18 protein-coding genes are annotated in these 21,199 nt (G+C 42.0%); 11 read left to right on the top strand and 7 right to left on the bottom strand.

Annotated elements, in window-relative coordinates; translation table 11 throughout:
- Positions 1 to 122: 122 nt before the first annotated feature.
- Entirely contained in the window at positions 123 to 1,658 is a 1,536-nt protein-coding gene (locus tag EGC86_RS15550) for a DUF3612 domain-containing protein (protein ID WP_123778150.1), read from the top strand.
- A 97-nt stretch (positions 1,659 to 1,755) separates the two neighbouring features.
- On the opposite strand, the gene EGC86_RS15545 is transcribed toward EGC86_RS15550, so the two are convergent.
- The 5 genes from EGC86_RS15545 to EGC86_RS15525 all read right to left on the bottom strand — a co-directional run bounded on the left by EGC86_RS15545 (position 1,756) and on the right by EGC86_RS15525 (position 6,412).
- Entirely contained in the window at positions 1,756 to 3,096 is a 1,341-nt protein-coding gene (locus tag EGC86_RS15545; protein ID WP_123778149.1) for a sensor histidine kinase, read from the bottom strand.
- Positions 3,060 to 3,737 (bottom strand): response regulator transcription factor, encoded by a 678-nt coding sequence (locus EGC86_RS15540; protein ID WP_102035867.1) that lies wholly within the window; start codon positions 3,735 to 3,737, stop codon positions 3,060 to 3,062. The genes EGC86_RS15545 and EGC86_RS15540 overlap by 37 nt, the downstream gene beginning before the upstream one ends.
- A gap of 43 nt (positions 3,738 to 3,780) precedes the next feature.
- A complete protein-coding gene (locus EGC86_RS15535) occupies positions 3,781 to 4,539 on the bottom strand; it encodes a COG4705 family protein (protein ID WP_123778148.1) in 759 nt (252 codons plus the stop codon).
- Positions 4,540 to 4,564: 25 nt separating this feature from the next.
- On the bottom strand, positions 4,565 to 5,374 hold the full coding sequence (locus EGC86_RS15530; RefSeq protein WP_123778147.1) for a COG4705 family protein: 810 nt from the start codon (positions 5,372 to 5,374) through the stop codon (positions 4,565 to 4,567).
- A gap of 180 nt (positions 5,375 to 5,554) precedes the next feature.
- On the bottom strand, positions 5,555 to 6,412 hold the full coding sequence (locus EGC86_RS15525) for a hypothetical protein (protein WP_123778146.1): 858 nt from the start codon (positions 6,410 to 6,412) through the stop codon (positions 5,555 to 5,557).
- Between the two features lie 331 nt (positions 6,413 to 6,743).
- On the opposite strand from EGC86_RS15525, the gene ardA reads away from it, so the two are divergent.
- The 5 genes from ardA to EGC86_RS15500 all read left to right on the top strand — a co-directional run bounded on the left by ardA (position 6,744) and on the right by EGC86_RS15500 (position 12,956).
- On the top strand, positions 6,744 to 8,264 hold the full coding sequence (gene ardA / locus EGC86_RS15520; RefSeq protein WP_011639306.1) for an acrylate reductase flavoprotein subunit ArdA: 1,521 nt from the start codon (positions 6,744 to 6,746) through the stop codon (positions 8,262 to 8,264).
- Positions 8,265 to 8,292: 28 nt separating this feature from the next.
- The gene (ardB, locus tag EGC86_RS15515) at positions 8,293 to 8,646 is read left to right on the top strand and encodes an acrylate reductase cytochrome subunit ArdB (RefSeq protein ID WP_011639305.1); all 354 of its coding nucleotides are present in this window, start codon (positions 8,293 to 8,295) and stop codon (positions 8,644 to 8,646) included.
- Positions 8,647 to 8,937: 291 nt separating this feature from the next.
- On the top strand, positions 8,938 to 10,182 hold the full coding sequence (dddY, locus tag EGC86_RS15510) for a dimethylsulfoniopropionate lyase DddY (protein ID WP_123778145.1): 1,245 nt from the start codon (positions 8,938 to 8,940) through the stop codon (positions 10,180 to 10,182).
- A gap of 40 nt (positions 10,183 to 10,222) precedes the next feature.
- Positions 10,223 to 11,350 (top strand): hypothetical protein, encoded by a 1,128-nt coding sequence (locus EGC86_RS15505; protein ID WP_011639303.1) that lies wholly within the window; start codon positions 10,223 to 10,225, stop codon positions 11,348 to 11,350.
- Between the two features lie 304 nt (positions 11,351 to 11,654).
- On the top strand, positions 11,655 to 12,956 hold the full coding sequence (locus EGC86_RS15500) for an anaerobic C4-dicarboxylate transporter (protein ID WP_123778144.1): 1,302 nt from the start codon (positions 11,655 to 11,657) through the stop codon (positions 12,954 to 12,956).
- 66 nt (positions 12,957 to 13,022) lie between these two features.
- Here EGC86_RS15500 and EGC86_RS15495 read toward each other — a convergent pair whose 3' ends face one another.
- A complete protein-coding gene (locus EGC86_RS15495) occupies positions 13,023 to 13,889 on the bottom strand; it encodes a LysR family transcriptional regulator (protein WP_123778143.1) in 867 nt (288 codons plus the stop codon).
- A 121-nt stretch (positions 13,890 to 14,010) separates the two neighbouring features.
- Between EGC86_RS15495 and EGC86_RS15490 the strand changes: the two genes are divergently transcribed.
- A complete protein-coding gene (locus EGC86_RS15490) occupies positions 14,011 to 14,664 on the top strand; it encodes a TetR/AcrR family transcriptional regulator (RefSeq protein WP_123778142.1) in 654 nt (217 codons plus the stop codon).
- A 196-nt stretch (positions 14,665 to 14,860) separates the two neighbouring features.
- On the opposite strand, the gene EGC86_RS15485 is transcribed toward EGC86_RS15490, so the two are convergent.
- Positions 14,861 to 15,385, bottom strand: coding sequence for a helix-turn-helix transcriptional regulator (locus EGC86_RS15485; protein ID WP_123778141.1), 525 nt, complete (start codon positions 15,383 to 15,385; stop codon positions 14,861 to 14,863).
- Between the two features lie 145 nt (positions 15,386 to 15,530).
- On the opposite strand from EGC86_RS15485, the gene EGC86_RS15480 reads away from it, so the two are divergent.
- The 4 genes from EGC86_RS15480 to EGC86_RS15465 are packed head-to-tail and all read left to right on the top strand — an operon-like array spanning position 15,531 to position 21,151.
- Positions 15,531 to 16,769, top strand: a complete 1,239-nt coding sequence (locus tag EGC86_RS15480) for a TolC family protein (protein WP_123778140.1) — start codon at positions 15,531 to 15,533, stop codon at positions 16,767 to 16,769.
- On the top strand, positions 16,766 to 17,794 hold the full coding sequence (locus EGC86_RS15475) for an efflux RND transporter periplasmic adaptor subunit (protein ID WP_123778139.1): 1,029 nt from the start codon (positions 16,766 to 16,768) through the stop codon (positions 17,792 to 17,794). Before EGC86_RS15480 ends, EGC86_RS15475 begins: the two co-directional genes overlap by 4 nt.
- A 1-nt stretch (position 17,795) precedes the next feature.
- On the top strand, positions 17,796 to 20,849 hold the full coding sequence (locus tag EGC86_RS15470) for an efflux RND transporter permease subunit (protein ID WP_123778138.1): 3,054 nt from the start codon (positions 17,796 to 17,798) through the stop codon (positions 20,847 to 20,849).
- The gene (locus EGC86_RS15465) at positions 20,846 to 21,151 is read left to right on the top strand and encodes a DUF3240 family protein (RefSeq protein ID WP_011639295.1); all 306 of its coding nucleotides are present in this window, start codon (positions 20,846 to 20,848) and stop codon (positions 21,149 to 21,151) included. The genes EGC86_RS15470 and EGC86_RS15465 overlap by 4 nt, the downstream gene beginning before the upstream one ends.
- The last annotated feature ends 48 nt before the right edge of the window (positions 21,152 to 21,199 follow it).

The following is a 21,199-nucleotide window of genomic DNA, read 5'->3' as shown; positions in this document are numbered from 1 at the left end:
TAGGTCACAAAACCTTTTTCAGTATTGTTTATCATTAAGCCTTGTTCGCAGCTTGATTTTTAGTCTATGCTATTTTTACAAACAATTTCACAATAAAAATTTTACAGTGTGAATTATACAAAATGAGAAATGAAAAAAGCTTAATGCGAAAGACCCATTTTTTGGGCACAAAGATAAGAAACTTGCGTAAACGCAATAACTTAACCATGGAAGACTTGTCTGCTCGTTGTGTGCGTGTTGACTCAGGTAACTCGCCGTCAGTGTCATACTTGTCAATGATCGAGCGCGGAAAACGTGTTCCAAGCGCTGATATGTTGGCGGTAATTGCGGTCGTTTTTCAAAAAGAAGTGGAATGGTTTCTTGATGATGTGCCAGAAGATGAAGCGATTACGCCTGAAAAAGGCAATAAAGGCGGCATTAGTGGTATGCCGCTAGAGCCGAGTTTTTTGTTCTCCAATGACATTTTGCAAATTGCCATCCCTGAAATGTTGTCGCAAACCGGCACCAGTGGCCGCCAATTTGCTCATTTACTGATCCGCGCCCACCAAGAACATCATCAAAACCATTTTCCTGATTTAGAGCGTGCGGCCGAAGAAGTCGGCTTAAAGCGTATGCCGCTTGCCACCGAAGATATTATCGATATTGCCAAAGGCATGGGTTTAAAAATTAAATGGATCGACCGTGCGCCTAAAGAAGTTATCAACGAAATGGGCTTGAGTTCTAAGCAGTTGGTGACCTCATTTTTTGAGCCACCGGGAACCATTTATATCAGTAATATTCTGAAAAATAGACCCAGCAGGTTGAGATATGACTTGGCCGTGCACATAGGTCATTGTGTGTTGCACAATAAAGATGGCTTAAAAAGTGTGATGATGTCTGGTCGCCGTGATGACTTTGATGATGCGCTGGTTCCTCAGTCAAACACCTTGAATGCACAAGATATTTTGCATGCATGGCGTGACTTTGAATCAAGCTTTTTTGCGGGTGCGTTGTTGTGTCCTAAAGTGCCGTATCGACAGTTACTTGACCGACATGGCTATGAGATTAGTGTGCATAAACAACTGCAAGTGTCAGCGTCTGTTGCTATGCGCCGCATGACGGTAGTGTCGCCTTATCCGCACTGGCATTACTTTGATGCCTACGCACCGGGTAAGCTAAAAGCGGTTTATCGTGGTAATGGTATTCCTTTGCCTTGGGGTAACATGCGCCTGGTAGAAGATCCTTGTCAGCACTGGGCTGTGTTTAGAATGATCAACGAGCCAGTTGCAGGTACGTCTGCGCAAATATCGATTTTAAATGTCGGTAATGAACCGCGCATTTATTGCTGTGAATCGATTAAGGTTGATGACTCGGCAGGTAATCCGCATGTGTTATGTGCGGGTATTGATTTAAACCCGGCGATTGAAGCGCAAGGCAAAGATGCGCAGTCGATTGCACATGAATTAAAACAAGCTTGCTCAACGGGCGGCGGTTCAATCATTATCCCCAAACATATCCAAAAAGATCTCACTAGTGTGGCGAAAATCCTTAATATTAACTGGATTGAACGTGGGATTAAAAAAGATGCACAACTAATTTGTTCGCGTGGAGCTGTGTGCCCACGTCAACCAAGCTGTTATGCCACAGGGCGTAATTTATGCGAGGGAGATCAAGGCTAAGTTGACCTTTGTTGATGCCGCATCTGCATAAGTTGATGCCGCATCTGCATAAGTTGATGCGGCTAAACAGGCATTATTAAACGGCACCTCAGTCCTGTTAAAGAGGAAACCGCACCGTAATGCAAAGCCCGCAGTTATTGACGGCATCGGTTGGCGCTAAGCTAATTTTTGCATCCATTTGCTGCACAATACTCGCCACAATCGCTAATCCCAACCCTGAGCCATATTCGTTACTGCCCAATACTCGATAAAAGGGTTCAAACACTTTTAGAGCTTCATCTGTGGCGATACCAGGACCAGTGTCTTTGATGGTCATCTCAATGTATTGATCTGTTTTAGTAATGCTTAAATCAATTTTACCGCCATTTGGGGTGTAGCGAATCGCATTGTCGATAAGGTTGTGAATTAAGGTTTTTAAACGAACGGGATTGGCATTGAGTTCGGCGTCGTTATCTTGGCTAAAGCCCAAATCAATCTCTTTCGCTTCTGCAAGTGGGTACAGATCTTCAATCACCTCAACGAACACCATTTTTAACGATATTTTTTGAGGTTGTTGGACGCTGTTATCTTGTTGACGCGCCATCGACAATAGTTGTTCTAGTAGATGAATACTGCGACCTATTCCAGCTTGTAGTGCATTAAGCTTCTGGCGCGCATCGTCCGTTAACTGTGTCTGCTGAAGACGTTGTGCCTGTAACGACAGTGCAGTTATGGGCGATCTTAATTCATGAGCAGCATCGGCAATAAAGCGCTTTTGGCTAGCAATAACCTGGCTATTTTTGCTGAGTAAACGATTAATTGCCTCAACAAAGGGCACTATTTCACTCGGTAATTGAGTGGTGGGAATTAGCTGTAGGTCGTGCTCAGTTTGACGGTCAACTTCGTGGGCTAAAATACTAATCGGGCCAAGAATTTTGCCTAAAATATACCCCAGTAATAACAGTAAAATTGGAATTAATACTAACAATGGCATCAGAGTGTGCAGCGCGGTTTCAAACGCAATATCGTCACGAATAGCAGTATCTTGGGCGATGGCGATACGTTGAGTGGATGACAAGGTGCGTACAAACACTCGCCAAGATTGGGTGGCTAAATTAACCGTATGAAATCCATCGGTTAAATTGTTCGGCAAGGCTAGGGTATTTTGGGCTAAGGCATTGCTTGCTGAGTTACTACCCAATAACTGCACTGAAACCTGAAACTCCAACTGATCTTGGCTTAACGGGGTGAGTGTTCCGTCGTTTAGCGTAAGCGAGTAATGGTCAAACAGCACGGCCATTTGTTGCAATACATCATCTTGGAGCTCATGGGCTTCTTCAAAGGCACTGCTAAAGGTAAAGCTGGCTGCTATTATCGCAACAGACAAAATGGCTGCTGAAATCCAATAAGATAAGCGTGTTTTTAACGAATTACTGGGGCGTTTTTTGACACCATCCATCCTACACCTCTGACATTTTTAATGGTTTCTGTACCCAATTTTTTACGCAAACAATGAATTAAAAACTCTACAGCATTACTTTCTACCTCTTCACCCCAGCCATAAATTCGTTCTTCTAAATCACTTTTTGAATGAATCGAACCGGGTCGAATAAGCAATGTTTGCAGTAGGGCGAACTCGCGGTTAGACAGTAAAATATTATCTTGAGTGAGGGTTTTGGCTTCATGTGTGGCTGGATTTAGCCAAACAATATTATTGGTTAATTCTGATGTATGTTGGTTGGCATTGCGCCTTGTTACTGCACGGATGCGTGCCAGTAGTTCGGTTATATCGAAGGGCTTAACGAGATAATCATCGGCACCTAAATCGAGCCCTTTGACTCGGTCTTCTAGGCTGTCTCTGGCGGTAATAATGATCACCGCCAGTGCGGGATGCTGAGCTCGAATATATTGCATTACTTGCAAACCATCCAGTTTCGGTAAGCCAAGGTCGAGCAACACCACATCATATTGCTGGCAACGTAAACTGTGTAAGGCCGCTTCACCGTCGCATATCCAATCGACCGCATAGGCGACATCTTTTAAGGCGCTCTGCATGGCATCGCCAATCATTTTATCGTCTTCTACTAATAAAATACGCATAGCACCTCAATCGGACATAATGACACAAAATGAAAAGTCTTTATTAATGATGTGTTGTCGCGGCTTGCTGCTTAAATAGCATTAAACACAACACCATACCAAAGAGTAATGCGGCCGACGCACTAAAGCGACTAAATTCTAATCCACCATGGCTAATGGGTTTATCTAAAAAATCACCCACCACGGCACCTAAAGGTCTGGTTAAAATAAAGCTTAGCCAAAACAACAGAGTGCGAGATATTGAGCTCCAAAGATAGGCAGCTAATAACACTAATAACAGGCTACCAAAGATTAACGCACTGACATCATAACCAAGGCCTGCACTGTCTACTGTCCAGTCGCCTAGCGCTGTACCTAAGGTTTGTGACAGTAAAATCGTCACCCAATAAAAACATTCGGTTTTGGTATTGTTTATCGATTGATTAGACAGGCTACCTGCACTGACGTACCAAATTGAAAATGACATACACAACAAGCTCACTAGTAGCAATGTGCCGCCGGTATAGCCAATGCCTAAAGAGCGGTCGGCAAAGTCAGCCATCGTTGTGCCAGCCGTCGTTGTAGCGATAATGGTGGCCCAATAAATACTCGAAGAATAATGTTTACTGCGAATGTGTATTGCTACCGCTATCGCGAATAAACCGATAAAAATAACTGAGCTAACTAAATAGCCGAGGTTAAGCGACATCGATAAAGCATCTCCTGCCGTTTCACCTAAGGTGGTGGCCAGTATTTTTACCAACCAAAATATTAAGGTGACTTGTGGCACTTTAGTCAGCGCCTGCTTTTGTAGTGTGTCCATATCGATGCTCACTTTTGTTGATAGATTATTGGCTTTTTTGCTGTTTGGCGCGAACTGATAGGTATGCCACAAGTGCAATAATAATCGCTAAAAACACAATGCTGGTGCTGGTGGTACCAAACCCTAGGCCGCCTTTACGAATGGGTTGTGACAGTAAGTCGCCGATAGATGCACCCAGTGGACGAGTTAATATATAAGCCAGCCAAAAGCACAATACGGCGTTCGCCTTGAAGCGATAAAAGGCTAGGCTTATCAGCGTAATTAACCCACCAAATACGATTGCCGACATGCCATAACCTACATTCATATCTTCCGACACCCAATCGCCCACAGCAGTACCAAGTGCGAAGGTAAATAGAATGGCCAACCAATAAAATAGCTCACGTTTAAGAGTGACAATGGAGTGGATAGATAAGGTACGTTCTTTACTGAACCAGTATGAAAATGTTGCCGCTAATAATACGCTAAACACCGCTGTCGATACCGGTAGAGGCACATCGAGTTTGTCTGTGAGAATGTCGGTGACTAAGGTGCCAAAAATACTGATAAGCACCACAACACTCCAATATGCACCTGGGCGATATTGGCTTTGTTTAAGCTGTATCCATAAGGCGAAAAGTAAAAATACTCCCATGATGATGCTGGTATTAATCATGCCTACGTGGAGATGGAAGCTAAGATAATCTGCTGTGGTTTCACCAACGGTGGTCGACATCATTTTTATGACCCAAAAAATCAATGTGATTTCGGGCACTTTGTTGAGCCAACTGTATTGCGGTGCATTGCTGCTATTTGGGGTATTGCTGGTTACTGGTGTTATGACTATTGGTTTCATGTGGACTCCTGATCCAGTAGTGAAACATGCTGTAGTCATATAATGCCGAGCAATACTTAGCCCAAACATAGGGCTAAGTATTAAGTGACTTTTTTACTTATTTTGTAGAGTTAGTCCATGGTGCAATTCTGCCAATACCTTCAGCGGGATGATGCTGAAATACTACAATCGTTTTGCAGATCATTTCAGTTCATCCAACTCTATATACACTCTTGAAACCGTAGTCATTGGACTAGTGGTTTTTAGCTTTGTGCTTGCGGATGATAAAGTCGTGTTTTTAGGTGCCGTATCAGGCAAAGCTGCATGCAGTTGGGCTTCATCATTAAATAACCTTGCCGCATCAATAGGGATAACAATTTCTGCGGGTAAGCTATTGCCGACATTATCGAGGCGTACAATGTGATCGGCATCAGGTCGAGTCGTCAGGCGTTTAACAAGAAACTGCACTTTATCGTCAGGGGTATTATTAACCTTAAGGTAAGTATTGTTGTTGGTTTTTTGTTGTTCGAACTGGATATCTAATTCATTGAATATTATTATTTTATTTACGGTTAACCCTTGGTTTTTCCATTGAATTTCACCGCCGCGTTCAAAATGGCCTTTAACAATATCCACGTTTAAATGTTCAATATGGCTAGGGTGATCAGGAGATAACATCGATAGGTCAAATTGTTGCGGCACTATGGTCCAAATTGGATATCCACTAGCAGCCGATAACGTTAAGCCGTTGATTACTGCAGTGTTGATTTGAGGATCATCAAAGGTTAGCTGTAACACGACTTGAGCATTATGTGGGGTATGAAACATCGGTAAATGCGAGGCAAATAAACCATATTCACTGCCAAACAATAGCATGCCGTGAAGTCCAACTCGAACTTGAGGCGTTATAGGACTATTCGATGAGGTATCAACTTGTGTCGCGTTGGTGGTCAGTGGCAGTAGCATCAAAATGGCCAATAAACTCCGACTGAAATATTTGTAAAAGCGGCGTATGAATAATGGCGAAAACACTGTAGTGATATAGCGATTTAGTAGCATATTAGCGGCTCTTCTGTGTAGATGGCAGATGGGGCCGTCCCCGATGTGAATACCTGTCGATGAAAAGTGGTGCATGTCAGGCTGAGGTCGTCCTCAATGGGTTAATCATATCGATTAAATAAAGAATAAACCAGCTGTTATGCGGGGCGGTTCACAATTTGGATTCAATTCCAAAAGCAAGCCTATGCAGTAATTTCCTTGAAAGTCCTACCTACAATTGATTAGTTGATATTCGCTGTTATTTTCACCAAACATTAACAATAGTTCCCGTTTTGGAATTGATTCCATCGATATGATGAAGCGTCAATAATATAAAAAGGGGTGATAACCTATGAGCAATATAGATCTATTAGGGCGCCGTAAGTTTATTGCAGGTCTAGGTATTGCTGCTGGTGCAGCGATGGTAGCACCAGCAATGGCTGTGTCTGAAAAGGCGGATGGTGTTAAATGGGACAAAGAAGTTGAAATCGTCATTATTGGTTCTGGTTTTGCGGGTTTAGCTGCCGCAATCGAAGCCACCAAACATGGTGCAAAAGATGTCCATATATTTGAAAAAATGTCCTATTTTGGTGGTAACTCGGCTATTAACGGTGGGCTTTTTGCCGCACCAGGCACGCCGATGCAAAAGAAAGAAGGCGTTGAAGACTCAGTAGACAGAATGGTTAATGACCAATTATTGTCTGGTCGCGGCATTGCCGATGAAGGGTTATTACGCCATGTCGCATCTCACGCGGTTGAAGCGTTACAAATGACCTTAGATGCGGGTTCTGAATACCATCCTTACTTACAACAACTAGGCGGTCACTCGGTTGCACGTACTTACCAAACCTCAGTAAGTTGTGGTGCTGGTATCACCCAACCATTGTACAAAGAGTGTAAACGTATTGGTGTAAACACCCACAATCGTTCAAAATTTGAAGGATTTCTCGTCGGTAATAAAGGCGAAGTTGTTGGTGTTAAAATGCGTCAAAACTATCACTTTGGCGAAGACCAGCCTGGTAAAGTCCTCAATATTCGCGCCAAACGTGGTGTGATTATGGCTACCGGTGGCTTTGCGCAAAATGTTGATTTACGTATGGCTCAAGATCCTACTTTAACTGCAGACGTTGGTTGTACCAACGCACCAGGTGCAACAGGCGAGGGCATGTTCGAAATGTTCCGTTTAGGGGCTATCCCTGTGCATTTGGCTCACATTCAATCAGGTCCTTGGGCTTCACCTGATGAAGGTGGCTTTGGTTATGTGTCTAACTATTCAATTTTCAACTTACCTCATTCAATTGCCGTTAGCCGTACAACTGGTCAGCGTTTTATGAATGAAATTGCCGATCGTAAAACACGTGCTGATGCTGAATTAAGTAACCGTGATGAAAAAGGTAATCCTGTACCACCACTGTTGATTTCAAGCTTTAAAGACTCTAAAGCACATCCAAATACCGAAAAAGTGATTAAGTACAATGTCGGTTGGAAGTTTGAAAGCCTTGAAGAGTTGGCAACACACTTTGGTGTGCCTTTAGCCGGGTTAAAAGCACAAATCGCTGAATATAATGGCTATGTAAAATCTGGCGAAGATAAGCAGTTTGGCAAAGATATGACGTTGGCTAAAAATAAAATGATCGAAGCGCCATTTACTGTCGTTCGCTTGTGGCCAAAAGTGCATTACTGCCAAGGTGGTGTAAAAGTTAATACCAAAGCCGAAGTAACAGATAGCTTTACAGGTAAGTCTATTACTGGTCTTTATGCCGCTGGTGAAGTGTGTGGCGGTATTCATGGCGTTAGCCGTTTAGGCAGTTGTTCTATTCCAGAATGTATGGTGATGGGCATGACTGCTGCTAGAAGTCTCATGAACGTTTAACCAGACCAGTGAACAAGAGGAATCATTAATGAAAAACTTTAATATTATACTTGGGCTGGTACTACTTGGATTAACCAGCTTATCAGTACAGTCAGCAGAGATCCGTGACTACCATAAAGAGGTTATCGGTAAAGACTGTAAAACTTGTCATGATAATGGCATCAAGCAGTTTCCATCTGACCAATCCTGTTTGCAGTGTCATGATGTTGATGACTTAGCAAAGAAAACCGCCAGAAGTGAAGAAGACAAGTGGCAGAACCCACACAATAACCTTCACTATGGTAAAGATGTACCTTGCCAAGAGTGTCACAGCGAACATAAAACTAAACAACCATTATGCAGTAACTGTCATACATTTAAGTTTGATAAGCATAAAGGGTAAACTAATTTAAATTGATATTCGTTTTAAAAGCCGCATATTAATGTATTAATATGCGGCTTTTATATTATAGGTGATTATTTTTAATTATTTTTAATTTAGGTTTTAACTTATTAGATGTTAAGTTATTAGATTTTTAATTATTAGAAATTTAAGGTTGAACGCCTAAGGTTTTTACAATCACTTTTTAGATGTTAATTGTATTTTTGTTGTAAGTATGTTGAATGTAATTTTTTGGAATTAATTCCAAGGGTAATATCAATTCGTCTTAAATAATAAAGAAAGATGGATGATATGAGATATAATACCTTGTTAGTTATGATGTTGTTATCTAGTTCTGCTATGGCGAGTGAAATACCTAGTTTTTTAGATAAGAACGATGTTGATAATGCTGAGTTCACTTGTTTAGGAGCGGAATCTCAGTACGATAAAAATGATCAAAAATATGTCGATATTTTATGGAATGAAACACTGCAATATTTACAATCTTACGCGTTAGCATTAACCAATAGTGAAAATGGTCCATGTTTAAATTCAGACCAAGCAATGTACGATTCTACCGAAGGTGGTAAGAATATGTGCATCATGGATCGCAGAGACATGAAGCTATTAGTTAAAAACATTTATCAAGTTATTAATAATCCAGATAAAGCGAAAAAGTGTTTTGGCGCACGCCAAGACGTCGATTGGATTTACAGCCCTGGTGGCCAATTAGCTGAAAAATCCCCCGTAGCTAAATGGCTTAAACGTGCAACATTCGATTCCTTTTTTGACACAAAAGTCACTAATAAAGACGTGCGTAAACTCGGCAAAGAGTTTACTAAAAACTTTACTAAAATGGTGACGGGTGATGAAGTGAAAATGCCCTCAGCTTTCCCAACAGATATTAGTGCCAATGCATTACCTAATTTATGGGCTGCAGCAGGTTGGTACCCAATGTATGCTGAAGAAAGTAAACGCAATGATAAAAACTTCAACAACATTCGTGGTGGTTATGCCTATGCCGAAATTTTTGGTCACTGGGGTCTATTACGCATAGACGAAATTAATGGCGAAAAGGTTGGTGCAGAAGTCGGTATGACAGTGCAATCAGTCGATACCTTATATCCCTATCATAACCATGCAATATCTGAAATTTATTACAACATGCGCGTACCTGCGTGTGCGAATGAGTTTAAGAGCTTTGCCGTGCGTGAAGATTCACCGTTAATTAACACCGTTAAAGAAGACGACAAAGTTAGACAAGTTCAGTTTGATGCAGGTCAACACAATGGGCAGACTATGTGGCTGTCGAGCAGTGCTGATATCGATCCGCTAATGTATTTCCATCAAAATACTATCCATGCCTTTGAAGTCGATGGCAGCTGCGAAGCTAAGCCAGAAGAGCGCGCTATCGTGTCTGTTTGGGCAAGAAGTAATGCCAACGACAAGCGTAATGACTATGGCACCACATTGCTTTGTGAGTCAGCTAAAAACCCCGGTACACCTGCTCATAAAGATGAAGTTATTCAATGTGACTTAACAAAAATAAAATGGTAACGGCCAAGTTATTAATTATCGAATTGGGAAATACAATAAAATGAAATTATTAAAGTTATCTTTATTATCTACTTTAGTATCGCTATGCATGGTTTCTTTTTACTCTACAGCACAAGATGTTGAAGATGGAATTAACGTATCCGGTACCTTAAGAGCTAATTATTCATATAAGCAATATAGTGATAGTTCTAAAGATAAATCAGGTGATTTAACCTTTGAGATGGCATCCGTTAAATTCAACGGTAAATTAGATAACTGGGGGTTATCATCTGAATATCGTTTTTATGATGGATGGGAAGCACTACGTTATGGTTATGCCTTTTATGATTACTCAGAACAATTGCAAATTCAATTTGGTATAAATCAAGTACCATTTGGTAACCCGGGTTTTATTTCAAATAGTTTTTGGTTTGGCGTACCGTATTATTTAGGTTTTGAAGATGATTATGATGCAGGTATTAAAACGGTTTATTCAAATAATGGTTGGGGAACTGAGTTTGCGTTTTATAAAGGCGCTGAATATGGTGCCAGTCGTAATGAACGATATTCAACAGACTTATATTCTGGCCAAGTCAACGGCACTGACTATTACAATGAAGAAACTAACCAATTAAATTTACGCCAAACCTATGCGATGGAGTATGAAGGCGGTAAAACCGTGGTGGGTGCTTCGGTCGAGGTAGGGCAGATTTATAATAGTAATACTGGCAATAATGGTGACCGATATGCCGTCGCGTTACATCTCGACAGCAGTTATAAAGGTTGGGCGCTGCAGTTACAGGCAATGCAATATGAGTACAATGCTGCTGATGCGTTAGACGATAACAAGCTTGCGGTATCGGCTTACGATTGGCAGTACGAAATTGCTTCTAAAGCGCAAGCTTATAGCATTAACATTGCTAAAACGATCACTACCAGTTGGGGCAGTGCAAAGATCTATAATGACTTCGGCGTGGTAACCCCCGATGTTGACAATGAAGGCTATGACAACAGCTATCAAAATGTCACAGGTGTTGCCCTGTCTTCCGGTCCAACGTACACCATGATTGATTTTATTATGGGTAAAAATATGTATGCCTCTACGCGTGATAATGGCCATGTTGGTTTACCTGAAATCGGCGACAGCTGGGATCATCGTATTAATATCAATTTTGGTTACTATTTCTAATCGCTGGTTTTCATCGATAGTTTTAATCGTTAGATAGTTACGTTTCACTTTTATCTCCTTTTAAATGCCAATCATTGATTGGCATTTTTTTATTTCCACTTGGAGTAATCGCTGACTTTTATAACACCTGTAACAACAAAATGGTTAATAAAGCTGCTGATAAAACCCCTCTTATGCCTTTGCGTAGCGTTAATTGATCCACGTCTACATTCGTAAAATCTCAACAGAGTACTATCACGATCTCTAAAGCAGTAATCCCTGCTATTTCATTCAAGACATTTAGGTTTTAAACAGAGTTAACATTATGATGATTTTAGAAATAATTATTGTGCTCGGGGCAATTTATATCGGCGCAAGAATGGGCAGCATCGGGATAGGTTTTGCTGGAGGTGTAGGGGTATTAATTCTTACCGTTGGATTAGGGTTAACACCAGGTGCTATTCCCATCGATGTGATGCTGATTATTATGTCGGTGATTACCGCCATCGCTACGATGCAAGAAGCGGGTGGCATGGACTATTTGGTGTCTATTGCAGAAAAATTGCTGCGTAAGCACCCTAAGCATATTACGTTTTTAGCACCTATCGTCACGTATTTTATGACTTTATTTGCAGGTACTGGTCATACAGCATTTTCGACGCTGCCTGTGATTGCTGAAGTGGCTAAAGAGCAAGGTATTCGTCCATCTCGGCCTCTATCTATCGCAGTTGTCGCCTCACAAGTTGCCATTACAGCATCACCCATTTCTGCCGCTGTGGTGTTTTTTTCGGGTATTTTAGAACCCTTTGGTGTGGATTACTTAGTGTTATTGGCTGTGTGTATTCCATCGACGTTTATTGCTTGTTTAATTGGCGCTGCAGTTGCGTCTATGCTCGGCAAGCCGCTAGCACAAGATCCTATTTATCAGCAGCGTTTAGCCAGTGGATTGGTGAAAACCCGTGGTGAAACTCAAGTGACGTTATTACCGGGCGCTAAGCGATCGGTAGCCATATTCTTAATTGCGATAGTAGCTGTGATGTCTTACGCCACCGTAATCTCTGATAAGGTCGGCTTAATTACGCACCCAGTACTGTCACGCGATGTGGCGATTATGTTGTTTATGCTATCTGCCGCTGCAGCAATAACGTGGTTTTGCCGTTTAGATGCCAGCAAGATTTCTAATGCTTCGACCTTTAAGTCAGGCATGTCGGCGTGTATTTGTGTGTTAGGTGTAGCCTGGTTGGGCGACACTTTTGTGTCTAACCATATTGACGAAATTAAAGACGTTGCTGGGACCTTACTTCAAAGTCAGCCTTGGCTGTTATCGGTAGCATTATTTTTTGCCTCAATGTTATTGTATTCACAAGGTGCGACCACTAAAGCATTAATGCCTGCTGCATTAGCAATAGGGGTGAGTCCATTAACGGCGATAGCGTCATTTGCCGCGGTTAGCGCGTTATTTGTATTACCTACTTACCCAACGTTGTTGGCTGCAGTAGAGATGGACGACACTGGCTCAACGCGGATTGGCAAGGCGGTTTTTAACCACCCATTTTTGATCCCTGGCGTAGTGACAATTGCATCGAGCGTGTTATTGGCCTTTTTGTTTGGCAGCCTAATGTTGTAAGTCACAGTAGAAACGATAGTAGATATGTAGATAGTAGAGCAGGCAGAGTGGTTGGCATGAGAACGGCTAGTCGAGTTGATAGCCCTTTTGCTCAACATTGGCTTTAATCAAATTAATCAGCTGCAACGTAGCGTAGGTTTGTGTATCTGGGTTGAGGTATAGCGATTCATTAAACATGGGCAGTATAGGTAATCCATGTTCAATCGGGTCTAGCACCTGCATTTGGTCAGTGATTCTAAATTCGGCTATTGGCGCAATCACTAAGTCATTCTCAACTGCCATGCACAAGGCTTGTGGTGATGGAGTCGACAGCAACACATTAATAGGTCGCATTGAGAGTCGATGGTTAGCAAACACTTGCGCTCTAATCGGACAATTTTCTGGGTATAATCCCATCGGAATCGTTTTGCGCTTATGAGCGTTGCCTTCGACCGCCGAAACCCATTTAAAACGACGTGTGAAGAGTAACTCGCCGTTCGTAGGCACTTGCCAATGGGTTGCGACAATGACGTCAAATTCCCCTTGGTGTAAGCGTTTGTATAAATTGCCACTTACGTCGGTGTCGATAACAAGCTCTATGCTCGTAAATTCACGGATAAATTCTAACAAGCAGCTGCTTAAGTAACATTTTATAAAATCGGTGGGTACACCAAGGCGGATCACTTCACGGTTTTGACAGTCTTTTAACTCATCAATTGCTTGCGAGTTAAGTTGCATCATTTTATAGGCGTAGTTAAGCAGCGTTTCACCAGACTCGGTCAAGGTGACGCCTTTGTTGTCTCTAATCAGCAAGGTTTGGCCGACACTTTCTTCAAGTTTTTTAACTTGTAGGCTAAGTGTTGATTGGGTTCGGCAAATTTTATCGGCTGCTTTAGACAAGTTGCCGCATTCAGCAACAGCAATAAAACTTTCAAGTAATTCTATTTTTAACATGGGCTATTGAATAAGTTCATAGTGGTATCAGTATTACTCAATAAAGGGTATCCACAAAGCCTGCTATAGTGTAAATGTGAACTGTTAACGCTTTATTAACCCAAATAAGATGAGGCCCGAAATGAGCAGCTGGGAACAACGTGGCAACTATCTGATAGAAGTATCACAACGTTGTTTAAAGGGGCGTAAAACCTTTGATTTGTGCCGCTCGCATTTAGTCCAAGCTAGCCAGATATCCAAAGGCACAATTTACAATCACTTTACTTCAGAAGCAGACTTAATTATTGCTGTTGCCTGTGCTGATTATCGCCATTGGCTAATGCAAGCTGAACAAGACAATCAACAGTATAGCGACCCTTATTTACGGTTTATTTTTCATCATTGCCAGCGTTTGTATCGTATTTTGTCTGAGCAAGCATTTGTCATTGCCCGAGTGGTTCCTAACGAGGCCATTTTATCACAAGCTAGTGATTACTATCGTGAGCGCTTTGAGCGGGTTCTTGAGCAATATCAGCAGTGGAATGCACAAACCTTAATGGAAATTGGTGAGGTCAGTGGCTTTAACCGCAGTGAGTTACTGTGTGACTATTTACGCGGTGCGATGATCAATAGCGATGATGCGCAAAAACATTACAACGATGCAGAAATGTACTATCAACATAGTTTTGCCATGACACAACTGATGGGGCATTCACAAAAGCGGCCCCCTAACATTAAGGTCTTTTTGCAGTGGTTAGCTGAAAAACAGACAGAAAACGCGTCAGTTTCTGGGTAACACTCATCCTTTATCTCATAAGGTTATTTAGCGTTAGAACAATGTTTTCAAGGTAAAAGGCACATATTGCTCTAGCGCCTAAAATGCCAGAATCAGGCCAGAGTCATACCAAGTTTTATCATCTAGCAGCATCGTATAATCAAAGTATTATAGGATGCTGTTTGTAAGCATAAAACTTATGCTTTTTACTTGATAGTTATTGATAGTTATTGACCAAGTCTTGGTCATGTTCTTGAATGAAATCTTCCATAAACCAAGCACAAAAAGTGTGTCGCCCGTCCACAGTCGCTTTACCGTAAATGGATGAAGCTTGTTGTCTTACTGTTTTTTCTTTGGTTTGACGTACTTCGGCAATCTCTTTAAAGCTAAGGCCTTTTAACAATAAAAATGCCACTTGTTGTTCGCTTTTGGTAAAGCTCCATGTATGAAATTGGATCGACACGGCTTTACTGTACTCTTGTCTCGCAGATCGCATATGGCTCGAGAGGTTGTCGATTTTTTTATCTGCATTGATGAGTTGTTTCGCTAACTGTTTCATTTCTCGTGAGCGACGAACTAAATCATAACTCAAATAAATTGTTCCAATTGCAGTTAACAAAATCAGCATAATTTCTAGCAATATATGCAATTCTGGCGCGCCAAATTGGGCGTCAGCGATGGTGTCAAAAAGTTTAAACAATATGTTTAATCCTAGCAAAGAGATAATGACAACATCCTTCATGACAACTCCTAAATAAATGTAATATCAATCAATTAATTTATAGGACATATGTACCATAGAACCTTTTATGATACATATATCCAAAGATTTTCAAGCTGTTAACACCGACAATAAAGACATACTGTATTACTCAAAGAAACGTCTTATGTTTAAAAATTCGTCTGGTATCAATATAGGTTTGTTGGCAGTGTTTATCTGTAGCATTGGCCTTAGCCATGCCGCTGACAATACTGAGCTGGGACAGCTACTCAACATGAGCCAAGTTCGATTAAATAATCCTACCCAAACGAGTAATAGCCATTCAGTAATGACCGTAAGCAATGAAGCAAATTTAACTAGCTCTACTTGGCTTAACGGTTTACCTAATATCAGTTTAAAGCACCTCGGTAGCACCGATAATAGTAACATTCATGAGCAAGAACTTTCACTTAATTTGCCCATAAAATCCCCGAGTTTATATGCCAGTGATAAACAGCTAAAGCAGCTCACGCAAGCCATAGTGGCTCAACAACGGGCCTTACAAGGTTTGTATCTCTCGGGCTTACTCAGACAAAGCTTGTGGGACCAACGCTTAGCCTCGGTAAAATTTTCCCAGCTTTTACGTAAAGCAACATTACTTAATAAATTGTACGCCCAGCAAAAAAAATTAGCGGAGGTGGGAGAGCTGCCTATTGCTAATTCTTTATTGCTGGAACGAGAATTAATCGACATTGATCTTGAAAAAATAATCATTAAACAGTCGAAAAATGAAGCGATGACCTTATTTACTCAACTTACTGGCCAAAGAGATGTGCCGCAGAAAATTGCCGAAACAGCCCGCTCTCTAGTGGGCTCTTCTCAAATAGAAAATGATCTGAGTCAACATCCATTATGGCAATTACAGGTACTGCAACAGCAACAACAAATGCTGATCATTAACAGCCAACAAGCTGGCGAACAAGACCCATGGACGGTGTCATTAACCGCTAAAAACACCTCAGATGGGCCTGTTGATGATCAACAATTGGGTGTCGGTATCACAGTGCCTATCACGTTTGGATCAGCGTTATCACAAAGCGAATTATCTGGATGGCAACAATCTCAAGCCGAACAAATGATTAATCGCGATCGCACTTATTTAGAATTAACCAACCAGATTGAGGTATTGCGTCAGCAGCAACAAAATTTGCTCGACCAACAAGCATTACTCACCCGCGCACTATCGCTTAGTCGCACCATTACCGAAGAACTTGCCAAAGTAAAAGATCAAAGCCAAGTCAGTTATGAGGTGTGGCTGCGCCGATATATGGACGCCCTCGATACTGAGTCTCGTCTGGCCATTAATATGGTCATGCAACAGCAACTTCATTCCCAGCAACTTCAAGCTTTAGGTATCCCATTATGATGGTCAAATACGGCGTAGGCCTTAGTTATTTAATTGCCAGTATTTTCAGCCTAGCTCAGGCCGAATCTATTGATATCAAGTCATTAGGTAATATTCAGCTTAGCTATGCGCAGCCGCAAAAAGTGGCCAGTTATGAAGGTAGTGCACTGCCAGCACAAATTAGCATGCTACCCGGTAGTGAATATTGGGTCAGCACGCCGGAAAATATCCAGCAAGTCAGTTTTTTGGTTACTCAAGGGCAAATGGTCAGCAAAGGCCAGGCGATTGTTAGGTTAACGGGTCCTGAAGTGTTTCATTACCTCGCCCAAGTCGAGGCTGCGAGCAATTTGTATCAACTGGCCAACACTCGTTATGAACGTAATAAATCCTTATTCAAAAATGGCAGCATTAGTGCTGATAAGTGGCGCGAGATAAGCCAAGACTATTTTGCCAGTTATCTAGAATACGAGCATATGCATCATTTCATGGAGATTGTGCTAAGTACCGATGCTGCAACCGACTCTTTTATTGTCAGTACCCCAATGGCAGGCATGGTGAAATTCAACTTACTTAGTGGCCCATATATGACGGGATCGCAGCTTTTTTCATTGGTGCCCAGCGACAGTGTGCGTGTCAAAGTTAATGTGCCGATGAGTCAGTCTTTATCACTTTCTGCAGTGAACATTAACCAATGTCATATTGCCATCGATTCCATTTCGGCAATCGCAGATGGCGCATTTGTTACTGCATGGTCATTGCCTGTGCCAAAGGAGTGTAACTTACTCTTAGGTCAGCAACTTACCGTCATTCCTGAGTATCAAAAATCTGTGTATATGTTGCCAAAAAATAGTGTGTTTAGTTGGGACCAAGACAGCCAAATATTGACCAAAACAGGCGAGACATTGACGTCCCTCACGATTGATATTTTAGGTTCTACACCAGAGCAATACATTGTTGCCAGTGACCAAGACCTCAGTAAAATTGAGGTGTTAGCGGAATCGGTAGCGGCAGTTAAAGGGATATTACTTGGCTTAGGAGGCGAATAATATGCTGACATCGGTGATCCGATTTTCGCTTACTCAGCGTTTATTTGTGTTAATTGTGGCGCTGTTTCTAATGTTAGCCGGTGTTCGTTCTTGGTATTCCATTCCATTAGATGCCTTTCCTGATATTTCGCCAACACAAGTGAAAATCATCTTAAAAGCGCCGGGGATGACACCTGAAGAAATCGAAGCGCAGATTACGGTGCCGATTGAAACTGAGCTGTTAGGCATTCCCAATCAAGCGATTCTGCGCTCTACCACTAAATATGCCATCAGCGACATCACCTTAGACTTTGTTGAGGGCACCGACATCTATTGGGCTCGTCAGCAAGTTAGCGAGCGCATTTCTGCTGTGTGGGGGAGTTTTCCTGAAGGGGTTACTGGTGGTGTAGCGCCGATGAGTACACCGCTGAGTGAAATTTTTATGTTCACTTTGGAAAACCCTAATCTGTCATTGATGGAAAGGCGACAGTTATTAGAGTGGGAAATTCGTCCTCTATTACGCACCGTTGTGGGCGTGGCAGATGTCAATATTTTAGGCGGTTATGCCAAAAGCTTTAGCATCAATCCAAATCCTGCAGCTATGTCTGCGGCGGGCATTAGTTTTGCGGCTTTGCAACAGGCTATTGTCGAGAATAATCATAATGAGGGTGCAGGTAAACTGACCATTGGTACTGACACTATTATCGTCCGCGCCGAAGGCCGTATCGACGACATTGATGAGTTACGACAGTTAGTGATAAAGGCTGATGATGCCAAGGTTTATCGTTTGAATGATTTGGCTGATATTCAGATTGGTCACTTAGCCCGTTATGGTGCCGTGACTAAAGATGGTCACGAAACGGCAGAAGGATTAATCATCGCGTTAAAAGATGCCAATACGGATCAGGTGGTTAAAAATATTAAACAAAAGATTGAACAAATCAGCCTGACTTTGCCAAAGGGCAGTCAAATCAATACCTTTTACGATCGGGCGAATTTGATTAATACTGCAATCGGGACCATTTCTAATGCACTATTTGAAGCGGTGGTATTAGTGATCGTGCTACTGGCATTGTTTTTAGGCAATGTGCGTGCTGCGTTAGTGGTTTCTCTTTCTTTGCCTCTCGCTGCCTTGATGACCTTTTTAATGATGGATTTTTTCAATTTATCTGCGAACTTGATGAGTTTAGGCGGCTTAGTTATCGCCATCGGTATGTTAGTGGACTCCTCGGTGGTGGTGGTCGAAAATATGGTTAACCTTATTGCGACCAAACAACGATTGCCACGACTTCATCTCATTTTTCGAGCCACGAAAGATGTCGCCATTCCCGTGGTATCAGGTACAGCTATTGTGATGATCGTATTTTCGCCATTGCTGACCTTAACTGGGCTCGAAGGTAAGCTTTTCACTCCCGTGGCGGTCACTATTGTATTTGCGATGCTGTCCGCTCTGGTGTTATCACTGACGGTTATTCCTGTAATGGCGTCTTATTTAGTCAATGAAAAGGCGGCCAAAGAACCAAAAGCAATCGAAAAGCTCAAGCGGGTATACCTTAGCAGCCTTAAAGCAATATTTGTTTATCAAAAACACTTTATTGTTATCGCGTTAAGCTTGTTGATTGTCAGTTTTGGGCTGTTTAGTTTTGTTGGTAAAACCTTCATGCCGACGTTAGATGAAGGAGACATTATTTTACAGTTAGAGAAGTCACCGTCGATTTCTCTGAATGCATCGATTGCCATTGATAAGCAAATTGAACAAACTCTGTTGGCACAAGTACCTGAAATAAAACAAATCGTGGCGCGTACTGGCGCCGATGAAATTGGCTTAGACCCAATGGGGCTAAACGAAACCGATGTTTTTTTGGAGCTTATCCCTCGTAGCGAGTGGCGTTTTGCCAATAAACAACAACTGATAGAAGCGATTAGAGCCGTACTCGTGGACTATCCAGGGGTTAACTTTAACTTTACTCAACCCATTCAAATGAGAGTATCCGAAATGCTGACAGGCAGCATTGGTGATGTCGCGATAAAAGTCTTTGGTAACGATATTGAGACGTTAGGCAACTTGACCAGTCAAATTCAGCAGCTTGTGAATACCACTCAAGGGAGTGTCGACGTGAAAATGTCGATGATTGAAGGCAGCTCTTTTATCAACCTCACCCTAGATAATGAAATGGCACGAGGCTTTGGTATGAGTACCATGGAGTTTGCCCGTTATCTCAAGAGCCAACTCGAAGGCGTGATAGTGACCGAAGTGTTACAAGGCAAAAAACGTACCCCAGTGCTGATTGCCAGTAACCCAAGCAGCTTAAGCAGTATTAATGAGCTGCAAAACCAATTGTTAGTGATGCCTGATCATAGCCTTAAACGGGTTACTGATGTGGCCAAGCTAAGTTACAAAAAAGGTCCCATTCTTATTGAGCGTGAACAAGGCAATCGTTTCTCTGTTATTACGACCAATGTTAATGGCCGTGACATTGTTGGATTTGTTGAAGAACTCAATGCAAAAATTACTAATGAGGTTCAATTACCCAGTGGTTATAGCGTCAATTTTGGTGGTGAGTTTGAAAATCAACAACGTGCTACTAACAATCTGCTGCTGGTTATTCCTATCGCCATAGCGCTCATCACGTTGATTTTATTTACTACGTTTGGCTCACTCGCCAAAGCTGGATTGATCCTCGCCAACGTGCCTTTTGCCATGATGGGCGGTATCGTCAGTTTATATCTGTCGGGTGAGTATTTATCTGTACCTGCATCAGTAGGTTTCATCGCTCTGCTAGGTGTTGCCGTGCTTAACGGTGTGGTGATGGTGAGCTATTACGAGCAAACTAAGCATATGTTCAGTAGCCTTTTGGAAAGAATTGAACAAGGCGCCGTACGTCGTTTACGACCTATTTTAATGACGGCCACCACGGCGATGTTTGGCCTTATGCCACTGGTGTTTGCCACAGGCCCTGGCGCTGAAATTCAAAAACCGTTAGCCATAGTGGTTATCGGTGGTTTACTTACCTCAACGATTACCACGCTTTACTTGCTGCCAATTTTGTATTTCTGGCTGGAGAAACGTAAATGAGCACAGAGCAACTCTTAGTGTTGATTGCCCAAAATGATGTTAAGGATGACATCGTTGATACCTTGATTGAACTGGATTTTTTGTCAGGCTTTAGCCTCGGTGATATCTGTGGATTTAGTCGCGAACACAGTCATTTCAATATCAAGGAGCAAGTAGAGGGCTATAGGGAATTTTACAAGTTTGAAATTATGCACCCTCAAGCTCAGCAGACGGCACTTCTTGAAGCGCTCGCGTTAGTCTGCAAGCATAATCCTTGTCGCTACTGGATTATGCCTATCGATCAAACCGGCACCCTATGTTAACGATTATATTTTAAGCGATTAATGTTAAACGATATATTAAGCGATAGG

Source organism: Shewanella frigidimarina (genome assembly GCF_003797125.1).
Classification (GTDB): Bacteria; Pseudomonadota; Gammaproteobacteria; order Enterobacterales; family Shewanellaceae; genus Shewanella; species Shewanella frigidimarina.
The sequence above is the reverse complement of the archived record's forward strand: the minus strand, read 5'-3'. Positions and strand labels throughout refer to the sequence as shown.

Coding starts and splice junctions, on each gene's coding strand:
- EGC86_RS15535 (WP_123778148.1), bottom strand. CDS start 4,539: ATGGACACACTACAAAAGCAGGCGCTGACTAAAGTGCCACAAGTCACC.
- EGC86_RS15540 (WP_102035867.1), bottom strand. CDS start 3,737: ATGCGTATTTTATTAGTAGAAGACGATAAAATGATTGGCGATGCCATG.
- EGC86_RS15490 (WP_123778142.1), top strand. CDS start 14,011: ATGAGCAGCTGGGAACAACGTGGCAACTATCTGATAGAAGTATCACAA.
- dddY (WP_123778145.1), top strand. CDS start 8,938: ATGAGATATAATACCTTGTTAGTTATGATGTTGTTATCTAGTTCTGCT.
- EGC86_RS15465 (WP_011639295.1), top strand. CDS start 20,846: ATGAGCACAGAGCAACTCTTAGTGTTGATTGCCCAAAATGATGTTAAG.
- EGC86_RS15500 (WP_123778144.1), top strand. CDS start 11,655: ATGATGATTTTAGAAATAATTATTGTGCTCGGGGCAATTTATATCGGC.
- EGC86_RS15505 (WP_011639303.1), top strand. CDS start 10,223: ATGAAATTATTAAAGTTATCTTTATTATCTACTTTAGTATCGCTATGC.
- EGC86_RS15525 (WP_123778146.1), bottom strand. CDS start 6,412: ATGCTACTAAATCGCTATATCACTACAGTGTTTTCGCCATTATTCATA.
- ardA (WP_011639306.1), top strand. CDS start 6,744: ATGAGCAATATAGATCTATTAGGGCGCCGTAAGTTTATTGCAGGTCTA.
- EGC86_RS15530 (WP_123778147.1), bottom strand. CDS start 5,374: ATGAAACCAATAGTCATAACACCAGTAACCAGCAATACCCCAAATAGC.
- EGC86_RS15470 (WP_123778138.1), top strand. CDS start 17,796: ATGCTGACATCGGTGATCCGATTTTCGCTTACTCAGCGTTTATTTGTG.
- EGC86_RS15475 (WP_123778139.1), top strand. CDS start 16,766: ATGATGGTCAAATACGGCGTAGGCCTTAGTTATTTAATTGCCAGTATT.
- EGC86_RS15550 (WP_123778150.1), top strand. CDS start 123: ATGAGAAATGAAAAAAGCTTAATGCGAAAGACCCATTTTTTGGGCACA.
- EGC86_RS15545 (WP_123778149.1), bottom strand. CDS start 3,096: ATGGATGGTGTCAAAAAACGCCCCAGTAATTCGTTAAAAACACGCTTA.
- EGC86_RS15485 (WP_123778141.1), bottom strand. CDS start 15,385: ATGAAGGATGTTGTCATTATCTCTTTGCTAGGATTAAACATATTGTTT.
- EGC86_RS15495 (WP_123778143.1), bottom strand. CDS start 13,889: ATGTTAAAAATAGAATTACTTGAAAGTTTTATTGCTGTTGCTGAATGC.
- ardB (WP_011639305.1), top strand. CDS start 8,293: ATGAAAAACTTTAATATTATACTTGGGCTGGTACTACTTGGATTAACC.
- EGC86_RS15480 (WP_123778140.1), top strand. CDS start 15,531: ATGTTTAAAAATTCGTCTGGTATCAATATAGGTTTGTTGGCAGTGTTT.